The following is a 13,553-nucleotide window of genomic DNA, read 5'->3' on the forward strand; positions in this document are numbered from 1 at the left end:
TTTCATATTAATTGATAATATTTTCCCATTATCTTCCCATGTGATGAATGAAGCAGGAATAAAGTCATCAAAGGAAAAAATTAATTTATCTTTTTTATTATAATTAATAATTTCTAAGCGTGTATCCTTGAATGAACTACTCTCTGCAACACCTTGGTAAATATGAATACTAATAGTCTCTTCATCATTTTTAAAATTAAGATGGTCTACACTACCGATATACTCACCGCTACCATCTCTATAGAAAACAACGTCAGAATCTATCTCAGATAATTGATAAGTTTGATCATCAAATTTTAGGCTTCCTTTTTTCTTTATTTCTGGAAATCGATTTTTATTGAAAGCTAGCCAGTTAGATGGAATTTTGAATTCCAAATCACCTGAAATAGTTGCTGGTACAGCTCTTGCACTCTCTCCCCACTTCCTCTACGTAATCTCTAATCAGTTGATTAGAATTTTTTTTAAACTTACCTTTAATTTTCGACCAACTTCGTCAAATATATAACTAGTATTATCAGCACATTCCAAATAACTGATACAGAATAAAAAACTATATTTGTAATTACTTCCCCAAGCAAGCGTAGCAAAACTAGCTTTTTTCTTTTCCGATATAAGTCTTAGATCTCCGTAAAAAAGATCATTTAATTTATCAAACTCCCAAAAAGAAAGAGTTACATCAGGCTCATTTCCTTTGGCAATTAAGCTATAACCTCCCTCTTTTAAATCCATGTTAATTTTATCACTAAAATCTTCCGCTTAAATTATAAGCACATTTTTTTAAACTGACTCTCTTCTTTCTTTTCACTGCCACATCCAGTTAGAATCAAACTTATCAATATACTTATATTTATTAATTTTAAATTCATAAATCACCTAATTAGTTTATCTTAAATATATAAGAATTTAATAATTACATATAAATTTTTTTCTGTGAATAAAATTCGATTATTAGTTTCTAAAGATTTAGTGAGAATCTCTCAATCCTTCAGAACTGAGAGACTTAAATATAAATGAACTATTTAACTTTGGTATTTGGTAAAAATACCGTTGCAAATCCAAGTAACGGTAAAAGAGAACATAAACCAAATACCCATTCGATTCCATTCACATCAGCCAAATGACCAAGCCCTGCTGCTGCTATACCACTGACACCAAACATCAAGCCAAACATTAAACCGGAGATCATGCCAACACGTCCCGGAACAGCCTCCTGAGCATAAACCACCATTGCAGCAAAAGCAGACGACAACACTAAACCTGTGATCACTGACAAAACCGTTGTCCAAAACAAGTTGGCATACGGCATCATCAAAGCAAACGGAGCCATCCCAACAAAAGACACCCAAATCACCGCTTTACGTCCAATTCGATCACCAATCGGACCACCTGCAAAAGTACCCAAAGCAACCGCTGCCAAAAACACAAATAAATGTAATTGAGCCGTTTGAAGACTAATATGAAACTTATGAATCAAATAAAAAGTAAAATAGTTACTAATGCTCGCGATATAAGTAAATTTGGCGAACATCAATACACTAATAGTAGTTAGAGCAATGATTAATTGGCGACCATGCAACTTGGTTTGTGCTTGATTGACCTTTGCAGCAAATGAGTTTTTTGCATGGCTAATGGTCCATCGACTTACTCCTAACAAAACCCAAATCGCTAATAGTGAAAATACCACCAACCATGCAACCGCATGTTGTCCAAAAGGCACAATAATTAAAGCAGCCAATAATGGTCCAATTGCAGTGCCTGTATTTCCGCCGACCTGAAAGGTCGATTGAGCTGTACCAAAACGTCCACCCGATGCCATTCTCGCCACACGCGAAGCTTCAGGATGAAAGGTTGCAGAACCTACGCCGATAAGTGCAGATGCGAGCAACAATACGCTAAAACTTGGAGAAAATGCGAGTAGTAAAATACCGCATAATGTGACCATCATTCCTAATGGTAAAAGATATGGTTTTGGATGTTTATCAGTATACAGTCCAATCCAAGGCTGAAGCAGCGAACCCGTAATCTGATACACAAAGGAAATCAGCCCGACTTGCGCAAAACTGAGTGCAAAGTTTGCTTTAAGCATGGGATAAATGGCGGGTAAAACTGCTTGAATTAAATCATTAAGTAAATGTGCAAAAGCCACAGCACCAACGATTTTCATGATCATACCTTGAGGTTGCTCATTTGTAGCAGTATTTGCAATACCATCATTCAACTGTATTGAAGACGTCATATCCGAAAAACTCCAATATCTTTAGATAAGACGCTTATTGTAATTTGTCGTTTATAAGGTTATCTTCCAATAATTATCGTATAAATGACAAATTTTAGCTTAGATTATGCACGAATCTCTTATTCAGTCTGATCAATCTGAATTGGTCATTGGATTGTCCTCTGAACATACTTATCATGAGATCACATCCACACATACCCATACCAGAGCACAATTTTTATATGCTTCAACGGGAAACATCCAAGTTTTCACACCTAATAATGTCTGGCTAGTTCCGCCGATGTGCGCCTTATGGATTCCTGCAAATGTTGAACATAGTGTCATTTCACTGAGTCACGTCAAGCTAAATACTGCCCTCGTTGAAGTGAGTGCCGCAGCATTAATGGGCAAAGAATGTTTTATTATTCGCGTCAGTAATTTGTTGCATGAATTGTTGATTCGACTTAATCAAATCACACAAGTAAATGCGCCAAACCTTATTTCATCTCAGGATATTTCAGAAGCGTTACAAATTCTAATTTTTGAAGAAATTCATAGTGCCAATCTAATTCCCATTCAAATCCCTTGGCCCAAAGACAGACGTCTATTAAAAATCTGTCAAGCACTGTTACATTCACCTAAGCATTGCAAAGATTTGACTTATTGGGCAGATGAGATTGGGACAAGTTCAAGAACCTTAATGCGTATGTTTCAAAAAGAAACGGGACTGTCTTATCGCGCATGGATTCAGCAGATGCATATTGCTCATGCACTGAGTAAGATTTCCTATGGTGAGTCAATCTCACAGATTTCTGAAGCACTTGGCTATACCAATCCAAGTGCGTTTAGTGCAATGTTTAAACGACATTTAGGTAAAACACCACAGCAATTTCGAACCAATAAAATAGATAAATAACTTCTCCTTTTATAATTCTTTATGCTTCTCAATCAAATCCTCTAGATTTTGATAAACATGCAATATTCGATCTTTATGGGTTCGTGCATGATCCAAACGCTGTTCGGGGTCAACCAAAAGCAAGGTATGACCATCATCAATTAAACGATCAATCCCCTCTAAAAACATCCGTTTACCTACATCATGAATCAGTGAAATCTGGCTCAAATCAATCACGATTGTATTCTTATTCACAGGTTCACACTGCAAAGTCCGTAACAACATTTCAGCTTCAGTAAATTTCAATACTCCGCGCAGCACATACACACTTAATGACGCATTTTTTCCTGTCAGATAATGGCTTTGTACAATGGTTTGTGCAGAAGATGTGCCTTCCATCAAATGTAAGCCCATGTCACGTGATAACCGTTCTAAAATATCAATACCACGAACACTATTACCATGTTCATCTAACTTTGGTGAAAAAGCCGCAATACTGACCTGCCCCGGCAATACACCCAATATCCCACCTGCCACACCACTTTTGGCTGGGATACCAACCGTCGTGAGCCAATCACCAGCAGCATCATACATACCGCAACTCATCATCACACTAAGGACTTGGCGTACCACTGCACGATTCAATAATCGTTTACCTGTTTTAGGATCAACCCCACCATTGGCAAGAACACTTCCCATACGAACGAGATCTTTCACCGTGACCAAAATCGAACACTGACGAATATAGCCATTCACAATATCAACAGGATCGCTCTCCAAAATCCCGACAGTTCGCAACATATACCCTATCGAAAGATTACGATAGGCAGTTTTTACCTCGGACTGATAGACAGCATCATCAAAACGTAGTTCACGTCCAGCCAGTTCGCTCATAAACTCACGTAGAATTTCTGCGCCTTGTAGCCCTTCTTTGATTGGAATCAATGAATGTGTGGTGATTGCACCTGAGTTAATCATTGGGTTTTTAGGACGGCGATCGTTCCCAAGAGAAATCTCATTGAATGCTTCGCCAGAAGGTTCAACGCCCACTTTGTCTAATACCGCATCTATTCCAAGCTTTTGTAGCACATATGCATAAGTAAAAGGTTTAGACATGGATTGAATCGTAAACTCGATCTCATCATCGCCCACCGAATAGATTTCACCATCTACAGTAGATAATGCCAAAGCCAACCGATTGGGATTGGCATTGGCTAACTCAGGAATATAATCGGCTAGACGACCACTATTATCAGTATCACAGGCATCAATTACGTGTGCCAAATAATCAGGAAGAGGCGTTTTCATGGTTGTCTGCCTTTAGAGATTTAAAGTGTTCATATAAATTAAATTTCATGATACAGGGTACTGATAATATTCAAATTATAGCTTTTGTAATATTTTTAATGTTTCAAGCAATTGTTGAGGCTCACCATATATTTTTAATCTCTAACCAATAAACCTAACTCACGCGTTCTACAAACAATATCCCATTTAAATGATCGACCTCATGCTGCACAATGCGGGCAGGAAATCCTTCGTAAATTGTTTCAATCACTTCACCTTGTAAAGTGTAATAACGCAATTTAATTGCCTGAGCACGTTCAACCTGCCCACGCTCATCCGGCACACTCAAACAACCTTCTTCACCCAAACAGGTACTTTGAGAAAACTCTAATATTTCAGGATTGACCATCACCACGGCATCCATTTCAGGTGCATCGGGGTAACGTGGATTTGATCGCGAAGCAACGATGATCACACGTTTGGAAATATAAACTTGTGGCGCTGCAATTCCGACACCATTGCGCTCAAGCATGGTACGGTGCATTGCTGAAGCTAATTGCATTAACCATTCACTATTAAATTCACTTGCTGCGACAGGAGTAGCTTGAAGTTCTAAAACACCCTCACCTCGTTGTGCTACAGGTAAAATCACACTCATTAGATGACCTTATTATTTTTGACCAGATAGTGAATTACATACTATTTGATATTAGGTTGAGCTGCCATAATTTTCATTTAAGAATACTGTCTTAATATATGCGCGATAAAAATAACGTATGGCAAAACACAATGAATGCAACTCAACTTTTTCTAGGTGTCATCTTTGGCTCGATTGGCTTAGGCTATTTTATGTATGGCAAAAAGCAAAAAATGACCGTACCTTTAGTTTGTGGTTTAGTTCTGATGATTTATCCGCATTTTATCGAAAGTACGACTTTATTAAGTGTCATCGGTGTGGTTATCTCAATATTGCCCTATTTTCTTCGTTTCTAAAATAAAAAAACTCCCCTTACGGAGAGTTTTCAATCTATTCAGAATTATAGATTTTTCTTTAATTCTTCTTCTACAATCTCAATTTCAAGTTGGCTAAATTTACGAATTTCGCCTTCAGCATGTCTTTCTAACATACCACCAATCAAAGGCACTTTGACTTTTACATTCCACGTCAATGCAATTTCTACTTTTTCACTATTCCCAGTCACTTTACGTTCAGCTTTGGCTTCTAAAGGTAAGTTTGCACCTAGCTCTACCGTTGAGGTTAAATTTTTTAAATCAGTAATATCAGAACGTTTTAAACGAAATGCATTTTTTAATAATTTTTTAGCCACATCTGGGATATTTACATCAAGATTATATTCACGACGTAAGGTATAAATATCACCTTTTACAGCAGATTCAATAATTTCTAAGTTCTCACCCGGAATACGCTTACATACTGCTTCATGCAATGAAGTATCAGCAACCAGTCTTGAAAAATCTTCAATTGAAACACCGTGAATTGTTTCATTTACCGTAAATTGATGTGCCATTTTTAAATTTCCGTTTAGTTTTAATTAGGGTTTTATCATCGCGGCAAAGTATATCATTCTCATTTGAATCACAAAATGTGAACACGTAAATATTCGTGACTAATCGGATTAATAATTTTTATTGTAATGATGTCTTATACCTAATTTTACCGTTACTCGTTCCGTTCGGTTGATATAGAGATAGTGATTACCATATTCGATGACTGCATAAAACTGCTCAGCGCCATCATCAAATCCTGTAGCAGACCATGTCGTCCCTTGTGGGAACTCATCTAACCATTCAGCTTTATAAAAATCTGAAACTGAGTCAAATGCGAGATAGCTCTCTGGATCTGCCATAATTTTTGCTGCGATTTGATCAAATTTTTGTTGTTTGAATGCTTCTAAACTGAGTAACACGGATGTTCCTATGCCTATAAATATGAAGAAAAATTACAAAAATACAGAGATTCTCTTAGACCCATATTTTGCTGAGGGATTTCCTATATTTCTAGATTATTTTCAGCGTTATCATAGGTTTTAGATGATCGTCCCATTTGCTAGAGTGGGTTCAATGTGTTATCAACTGCTTATACTTTTATCTTTTACAACGATAAACTATAAGGAGTAAATATGTCTTATCAAAATATTTTAGTCGCTGTTGATGATTCTCCAATTTCTTATGCAGCAGTTGAACATACACTGTCTTTAGCAAAATTATCAGGGGCAAAAGTGACTGTACTCAGCGTGGTGGCTGTTGATCCATATGTCGGTGTTGATTTTTATCAAGTTGCACCAGCCATTACCGATCATTTTATGCAGGCTGAAGCGCATGCTAAAACCCAACTACAAGATATTTCTCAATCTTTCATTCGCGATGGAATTGAGGTTCAAACCAAAATTCAGCATGGTGCAGCGAGTGAGGGAATTATTTTTGTCGCTGATGAAGTCGGTGCGGATCTGATTATTATGGGTTCACATGGTCGTACAGGTGTAAAACGCTTATTACTGGGTAGTGTAGCGCGTGCTGTTTTAACTGAATCCCATATTCCTGTGCTGATTGTGAAACAATAACGATTTGCTTGAATTGAAAAAACCTTATGCATCAGTATAAGGTTTTTTATTGCCTAAAATTTATAGATATGACCGCCTTGCCCCCCATATTGATGATCTCCAACCCTATTCCATATATTTAAAAGATGTTTCACTCAAACTAAGGCATTGCATTCACTTTCCAATGAAAGCGAGAAGATGACCGTCAATAAAAACAGCATGTTTAAGAATAAGACACGGTTTTACAAGGATGATCAATATGAAACTCAATCCACTGGTGATTGCTCTGTGTGGAATGTGCATGAGTACATTTAACCACGCAGCAGCTCTGGATCAATCAGGACAATCCATTCTCCCTTTTCTGGAAAATGGCAATTATGTCGAGGTCAATGCCATAGCTGTTGATGCTGACATTTCAGGAAAAATTCGTAATCGTCCAGAACTGGTCAATGATAAGAACAATCTTAACTCAGGCAATATGGGCAATAGCTTCCAATATTATAGTGCCGCGCTCAAACTACAGCTGACGGATCGAATCAGTTTTGGTCTGCTCTATGATCAACCTTTTGGTGCTGATATTACGTATCCGATGCAATCGAATAATACCTTTTCAGATAATGAATTTACCCAGCAAGGTACATCTGTCAATGTCGATACCGAAAGCATCAGCATGATTCTAGGTGTCAATCCTTTTAGCAATTTTCAAGTCTATGGCGGAGCTGTCTATCAATCGGTCAAAGGTGATGTGACACTGCGTGGTAATTCCTACAGTGTCGCCTTTAATGGCTATGATGCCGAATTTAAAAAGAATCATGCGGTCGGTTGGTTGGCAGGTTTGAGTTATCAAATTCCTGATATTGCCTTAAAGGCAGCGCTAACCTATCGCTCCAAAATCGACCACGACATGCAAGTGACTGAGACCCAGTTCGGTCAACCATTGGAAGCGACGACACCAAATAAAACCAGAATTTCAACACCACAATCGGTGAATATTGATTTTCAAACAGGTGTGTATAAAGACACACTACTCTATACCAATCTACGTTGGGTCAACTGGAAAGATTTTCATATTCGCCCTACTCAATTTGGTGCAGTTACTGAATATCTCACTGGCGTAGTCAGTAATGGTTCATATACAGGTGGTTTTGATTTAGACAGCTATCAGAAAGATCAGTGGACGGTGAATGTCGGACTGGGACATCAGTTTACTGAAAAATGGAGTGCATCGACGGATGTCAGTTGGGACTCGGGTACAGGTGACCCTGCATCCACATTGAATCCAACCAAAGGGTCTTGGGGTGTTGGCTTAGGCGCACAGTTCAATCCTGCACCGAACTACTTTATTGCCGCTGGGGTTAAATACTTCTGGTTAGGTGATGCAGTCGCAGAAGACGGCACCTATTATATTCCTGTGCCAGGGATTAAACCGATTGCTGAACAAGCTGACTTTAAAAACAACAGCGCGATCGCTTATGGCCTAAAAATTGGCTATCGCTTTTAGTCACTCGCTCTCATCATACTAAGTAGGGACTTGATCTACTTCAGTTCTTGCCCCCTACTTGGCTATTTTCTGACATTCAATCAACGGATTAGTTTAGAATCTCGGCAACATTATTATGATAATGAGTGCAATCTCTGGGAAAAATCCAATGAAAAAAATCTCTCTTGTCTTTTCAATATTTATATCTAGCTTAGTTTTTCCTTTTACCACTTATGCCAATCCGACTGATCCCAAAGAAAATATGGATATTTTTATTGGCACCTTAACGATAAAGGATAACAAAGCCATTTTAACGCGATGCGATATTGCACAGAATGAATATGTGCTCAAAGATGCAGACTGGTCTATGCAAAAGGTGGTATCAGGTTTCCTCTCCAAAGCCACGAAACTAAAACAGCCGATTTATGCAGAAGTAATCGCAGCGTATAAAAGCGAAAAAGATATTAATATTCTATTGGTCGATTCGATTGACAATCTAACTGAAGCGAAAAGCTGCCATTTAAGCGATTTATTTTAAGGCTCAAAATACACGGCAAGCTTTTAGTTCGAATATTGGTAATCGCAATACCGTTATTCACTAAACGTTTGCCATGTCTCAAAAGCATGATTGCGATACAGCTTTAATTTGGAAAACTGAGGAATAATTGCTTCACTCTGCGTTGGCCTTAAAAACACAAAATCATCGACCTGAATATCACAATTCTTGGGTACATTAACCAATTCCTGATTACTGCTGCGCCCGTACAATACGTGGGTATGTGCTTGATCAGGATAGACATAATTAGCCAGCCAATAGCCACCATAAATAAACAGCGCCTTACATTTATGTGGCAATTTATCCAATAAAGACATTGAAGGAAGCTGAGTAAATGGCAATATTTTTAATACAGGTGCAGCGATCCAGAATGCAGGTTGTAATGCCCTTAAAAAATCACTGTCAAAATCACTAGGTTTTAATAGCATTGAACCAAAAGACAAATCGTTGCAGACACTTTCAGTCGTATGAAAGCTAAAGGTTGGACTGCCGCCACCATTAAAACAAAGCTCATCCCTCCAAAGCGTTGGGAACTGCTGTTTAATTAGCTTTTGGTAATCGGCATAGGTCTGCTGCGAGCTTTGATAAGCCAATTCAGGCTTTTTAATGATGGCTGGAATTTTAGTGATATGTGCATCATAGCCCATCAAACCAGAAAGCTTTAAATACTGCGGATACTGTTGAATCAACTTTAAGATTTCGACCATTTGTGCTGCTGATTGCACGCCACCACGGTGTAAACCCACATCAATTTCAATGTTCACCTTTAGACAGAGCGAATAGAGCTGCGCAATCTCCAAATATTGCTGTAAGCGTTGCTTGCTATCAATCAGCCACTGAATGTTGGCATTTGACCATTCTGTATGCTGATCAAAAAATTGATGGACTGCTTGAGCGGGAATCGGCTTACCCAACAAGATATCGGCTTCAGCAAAATTTTCTAAGATTGAAATAATATGTGGTTGATGGAATACCATAAAACGTTGGGTATTGATCTGCTCAGATAACAATTTGAGTAAGTCTAGGCTCGCTAATGACTTCACCACCAAACGTGCTTGTAAATGTTTGGCATGAGCAAGACGAATCTGAACATGCTGGATATTTTGTTTTAAAGCCGCTTCATCAATAATGAGTTGCGGAGTCGCAATCCCCTGTTTTTTCAGGTCGAGATTGAGTTGTTTAAAATAATGATCCAACATGGCGATACCTTTTTTATTTAATCGTGATCCTAAAAAACTATCTTATACGAGGGAGTGTCATCTACAACCTGAGCAAGCCAAAGTGACTAAAGCTTTGGCAAAGCCAAGCGTTTAAATACATCTTGGGAAGCTTGAAATACTTCTCAGGGCGAAAGCAAAGTAAATCTAACTGAAAGCTTCACCCTTAATTGGATGAGAACTCGATATGATTCCGTTAAGTACTTTCAACTCATAAAAATTTGATTTAACCTAAAAACAGCTTTTCCAGATAGGGGTTTAAAAACTTGGCTTCTGGGTCAAGCTGCTGACGCAAAGCCATAAAATCATCCCACTTGGGATATAAAGCCCGAAGCTGTGTCTTGTTCATTTGATGCATTTTACCCCAATGCGGACGCCCTTTATATTTTTGCAAGATTGGCTCAACCACATCAAAAATCAAACGCGGGTCTTGCTTATGATATTGATGAACCGAGATCGAAATGGAATCCTGCTGATAAAACGGACTAAGCCAGATATCATCACCCTTCACAAAGCGGAATTCGAGCGGAAAAAATGTGGCTACGTTATAACTTCTCAATGCGTGTAGCACCTCATCCAGACAGGCAATCCCTTGATCAACAGGAATCTGATACTCCATTTCATTGAACTTGGTATTGCGTGGTGTTGGAAATATCTTGCTCGACCAATCGATATAGGTCGTCGGTTTAACAAAAATGCCGAGTAGCTTCTGTAAATAAGGATTCAACGAAGGAAAGTTTTTGGTCAGCTCTGAGCATAAAGTCAGTAAAGTATCATCCGATGGGAAATTTTCCTTACGAGGCAAAACCGCTTCATCGGTCTCATCCAAGGTTTTCAGCATTAACTGCTTTTCATGGGAAAACACAAAGCATTCGATGTGTCGATGCTGATGCTTCCATTGCTGAATATGCTGCATCATGTCTTCTACAGGACAAAGCTCAATATGTTCTTTGAGTTTATAGCGCGGACGATTTTGCATAGTGATTTGGGTCAAGATGCCTAAGCTACCCAAAGAGACTCGCCCTGCGGCAAAGATTTCAGGATGCTCTGTGCGACTACATTTTAGGATTTCACCCGAAGCCGTCAATAGCTCAAAAGCTTCAACATAGGCTGAAATACAATGCAAATCTGCACCTGTGCCATGTGTGCCTGTAGAGACTGCACCCGCCAGACTTTGCTGATCAATATCTCCTTGATTCATTAAAGCCTGATTGAGGGATTGCTGCTGTAAATGTTGGTCTAGGTCATATAAGCGTGTGCCTGCATAAATACTACTCTGACATCGCTCAAGATCAGTCGATGCAATTCCCGCAATATGGTCCAAAGACAATAAGGTTGCATCAGTACACACCAACGGCGTAAAAGAATGCCCAGCACCGACTACCCGTATTTTTTTCTGCGCCTGAACAATAGCCTGTAGTTCTTGAATATTGGCAGGTTGCAAAATCTGTTGCGGCATAGATTTTTGAAAACCAGACCAGTTTGACCAAATACCTTGTGTTAAATCACTCATACTGCCTCTCCTTGGCTAACGGCAGTTTTTAAATTGCCATGATTACTGCGTTTTGCGAGTTCCTGCGCTGGAATATGCGGTGGTCGTGTCATTTCATCGTAATGACGTTTATCTTTTTCTAACAATAATTGTTCTGCTAAGCCATGGAACTTGCTCTGACAGGCTGCCAATGTCCATTGACCAAATAAGGTATGCCCACCTTCATACGCCTGCACTTGGTATTCTTCATAGGTGGTGACATAACCCATGTAATCATTGCAGTACGATGCTAACCAAACTCTTTCAATCGAAGCCTGTGCGGCAAGCATCTGTTTGACTGTATCAACCACCCGCTGCCCAGCAATAGTGGTAAATTCACCAGGACAACAGACCAACGCTAACGATCCTAATCGTACAATCTGTAAGGGAACCACACTTGGGACTAAAGGACTGTGTAGAATCGCCCCTGCTTTCACTTGTCGGTTCATTTCTGCAATCAGCGGATCAAGAATACTTGGCGGAAAACCAATCGGTTGACCTAGAATCTTTTTGGCGCCTGCTTCCAGTAAAATCCGTTTCGGCCCTTGAGATGCATACAGCTGCTGATAGTCTAAAAAATCAGCTGCTTTGGGACGTTTGATTTTTTGTTTTCGAAATTGATCCGCTAAAAATTGCATCCCCATAATTAAGGGTTTGGGTGCACCTAAACCATCGACAGGCGTGCCTGCAAAAAATGCGGTGCCATGACAAGGCTGGCTGGTCTTGGCATGCTTTTGACCCGCTGCAAACTCATCTGGAATCTCAATATTACTCAGGTCTACATAGCTCAAAACAGCATCGATCTTGCCTTCGACTTTTTGCAAATTTTTAGCAATATTCCCCTGTAAGCTAGTTAAAGCCAATTCACTCTGATAACGCCCATTTTGTTGCGCATATTGATACTCCTGCTCACCTTTAATTTGATTGCGAATCTTGAGCTGATCTTTACCATGGAAATGCGGTGATACATCCCCAGCGGTTGCTTGGGCAAAAATCGTGACTGGATTATCAACTCCTTGCTCAATTAAAGCCTGCTCAGAAAATGCAGCTGCATAACCCTTGTTATCGCCATCATAGGCTTTTAAGGAATTTCCCAAACAAGTCGCATGTACCCCAAATAATGAAATAAAGGACTGCAATTTTTGTTCACGATAAAAACCAAGCAATTGCATTTCACGATTCAAAGCCAAATGCGTTTCGGCATCAGTGCGTGGCAAAACCTCTGGATTACGATTATAGGCTTTGATCGAACGATTCCACGCCACAGCGGTATGTTCTGAAAAATGTTGTGTTCCCAAGAGAATCTCGGTGTCTTGTTCAGACGCAATCGCATTTTGAATACTGAGTACAATCGCATCGACAATTGCACTGAGATGCTCAGGCACAAAACCGGGTGTTGGCATATTATATAAAGCTTCATAACCGCAACCACCAGGCCCAGAGTGGGTATGGGTTGCCATTAACACCAGTTGATTTTCATCAAATGTCCTACCTATGATTTGCGTGAGTCGCGCTACCGTTTGGCTGCGCATGGCATGGGTAATACAACCTAAATCAAGACAACAAAGCAGCAGTCGATGATCGGATGAATCGACAATACTCACGCTACGTGCAAATAAAGCTGTGCGCTGCTCATAGGCCCGATGTGACCATTGCCCATAACCAAACATGGCATAGCCTTTCGGTGTAATTTTGATTTGCTGCTTGTCCCAACCCACTTGATACATTGGCGCGTCCCTTTCTCAATTCTTTTTCTAACTGTGTTAAAGCATGTTGAAAGTTAATCAAAATTATGCGATACCAAACAGGGT

13 protein-coding genes and 2 pseudogenes are annotated in these 13,553 nt (G+C 39.3%); 5 read left to right on the top strand and 10 right to left on the bottom strand.

Annotated elements, in window-relative coordinates; genetic code table 11:
- From AAV96_RS07590 to AAV96_RS07600, 3 genes and pseudogenes are all read right to left on the bottom strand, one after another.
- Positions 1 to 375: pseudogene (locus AAV96_RS07590) on the bottom strand (hypothetical protein); the annotation flags it as partial.
- 66 nt (positions 376 to 441) lie between these two features.
- Positions 442 to 729, bottom strand: a complete 288-nt coding sequence (locus tag AAV96_RS07595) for a hypothetical protein (protein WP_046738870.1) — start codon at positions 727 to 729, stop codon at positions 442 to 444.
- Positions 730 to 1,015: 286 nt separating this feature from the next.
- Positions 1,016 to 2,236 carry an MFS transporter gene (locus tag AAV96_RS07600; protein WP_046738871.1) on the bottom strand — a complete coding sequence of 407 codons (1,221 nt, stop codon included), beginning with the start codon at positions 2,234 to 2,236 and terminating at the stop codon, positions 1,016 to 1,018.
- A 106-nt stretch (positions 2,237 to 2,342) separates the two neighbouring features.
- Here AAV96_RS07600 and AAV96_RS07605 point away from each other — a divergent pair, with 106 nt between their 5' ends.
- A complete protein-coding gene (locus AAV96_RS07605; protein ID WP_046738872.1) occupies positions 2,343 to 3,131 on the top strand; it encodes an AraC family transcriptional regulator in 789 nt (262 codons plus the stop codon).
- Here AAV96_RS07605 and AAV96_RS07610 read toward each other — a convergent pair.
- Both AAV96_RS07610 and def read right to left on the bottom strand, forming a co-directional pair.
- A pseudogene (locus tag AAV96_RS07610) lies at positions 3,101 to 4,418 on the bottom strand (glutaminase); the annotation flags it as partial. The gene AAV96_RS07605 and the pseudogene AAV96_RS07610 sit on opposite strands and share 31 nt — an antisense overlap.
- A gap of 154 nt (positions 4,419 to 4,572) precedes the next feature.
- Positions 4,573 to 5,055, bottom strand: coding sequence for a peptide deformylase (gene def, locus AAV96_RS07615; protein ID WP_046738874.1), 483 nt, complete (start codon positions 5,053 to 5,055; stop codon positions 4,573 to 4,575).
- Positions 5,056 to 5,186: 131 nt separating this feature from the next.
- Between def and AAV96_RS07620 the strand changes: the two genes are divergently transcribed.
- Positions 5,187 to 5,390, top strand: coding sequence for a hypothetical protein (locus tag AAV96_RS07620; RefSeq protein WP_046738923.1), 204 nt, complete (start codon positions 5,187 to 5,189; stop codon positions 5,388 to 5,390).
- Between the two features lie 44 nt (positions 5,391 to 5,434).
- Here AAV96_RS07620 and AAV96_RS07625 read toward each other — a convergent pair whose 3' ends face one another.
- Positions 5,435 to 5,926, bottom strand: a complete 492-nt coding sequence (locus tag AAV96_RS07625; RefSeq protein WP_004661054.1) for a DUF2505 family protein — start codon at positions 5,924 to 5,926, stop codon at positions 5,435 to 5,437.
- Positions 5,927 to 6,034: 108 nt separating this feature from the next.
- A complete protein-coding gene (locus AAV96_RS07630) occupies positions 6,035 to 6,325 on the bottom strand; it encodes a hypothetical protein (RefSeq protein ID WP_046738875.1) in 291 nt (96 codons plus the stop codon).
- A 213-nt stretch (positions 6,326 to 6,538) separates the two neighbouring features.
- Here AAV96_RS07630 and AAV96_RS07635 point away from each other — a divergent pair, with 213 nt between their 5' ends.
- The 3 genes from AAV96_RS07635 to AAV96_RS07645 all read left to right on the top strand — a co-directional run bounded on the left by AAV96_RS07635 (position 6,539) and on the right by AAV96_RS07645 (position 8,976).
- The gene (locus AAV96_RS07635; RefSeq protein WP_004661051.1) at positions 6,539 to 6,979 is read left to right on the top strand and encodes a universal stress protein; all 441 of its coding nucleotides are present in this window, start codon (positions 6,539 to 6,541) and stop codon (positions 6,977 to 6,979) included.
- 238 nt (positions 6,980 to 7,217) lie between these two features.
- Positions 7,218 to 8,459: an OmpP1/FadL family transporter gene (locus AAV96_RS07640; protein WP_046738876.1), complete on the top strand. Its 1,242-nt coding sequence runs from the start codon at positions 7,218 to 7,220 to the stop codon at positions 8,457 to 8,459.
- Positions 8,460 to 8,607: 148 nt separating this feature from the next.
- Positions 8,608 to 8,976, top strand: coding sequence for a hypothetical protein (locus tag AAV96_RS07645; protein WP_046738924.1), 369 nt, complete (start codon positions 8,608 to 8,610; stop codon positions 8,974 to 8,976).
- Positions 8,977 to 9,029: 53 nt separating this feature from the next.
- Here the strand turns inward: AAV96_RS07645 and AAV96_RS07650 are convergent, their stop codons facing one another.
- From AAV96_RS07650 to AAV96_RS07660, 3 genes are all read right to left on the bottom strand, one after another.
- The gene (locus AAV96_RS07650) at positions 9,030 to 10,193 is read right to left on the bottom strand and encodes an alanine racemase (protein ID WP_046738877.1); all 1,164 of its coding nucleotides are present in this window, start codon (positions 10,191 to 10,193) and stop codon (positions 9,030 to 9,032) included.
- Between the two features lie 244 nt (positions 10,194 to 10,437).
- Positions 10,438 to 11,724: a D-arabinono-1,4-lactone oxidase gene (locus AAV96_RS07655; protein WP_046738878.1), complete on the bottom strand. Its 1,287-nt coding sequence runs from the start codon at positions 11,722 to 11,724 to the stop codon at positions 10,438 to 10,440.
- The gene (locus tag AAV96_RS07660) at positions 11,721 to 13,469 is read right to left on the bottom strand and encodes a neutral/alkaline non-lysosomal ceramidase N-terminal domain-containing protein (RefSeq protein ID WP_046738879.1); all 1,749 of its coding nucleotides are present in this window, start codon (positions 13,467 to 13,469) and stop codon (positions 11,721 to 11,723) included. Before AAV96_RS07660 ends, AAV96_RS07655 begins: the two co-directional genes overlap by 4 nt.
- Between the last annotated feature and the right edge of the window lie 84 nt (positions 13,470 to 13,553).

It is taken from the genome of Acinetobacter sp. AG1, from assembly GCF_001005525.1.
Lineage (GTDB): Bacteria > Pseudomonadota > Gammaproteobacteria > Pseudomonadales > Moraxellaceae > Acinetobacter > Acinetobacter modestus.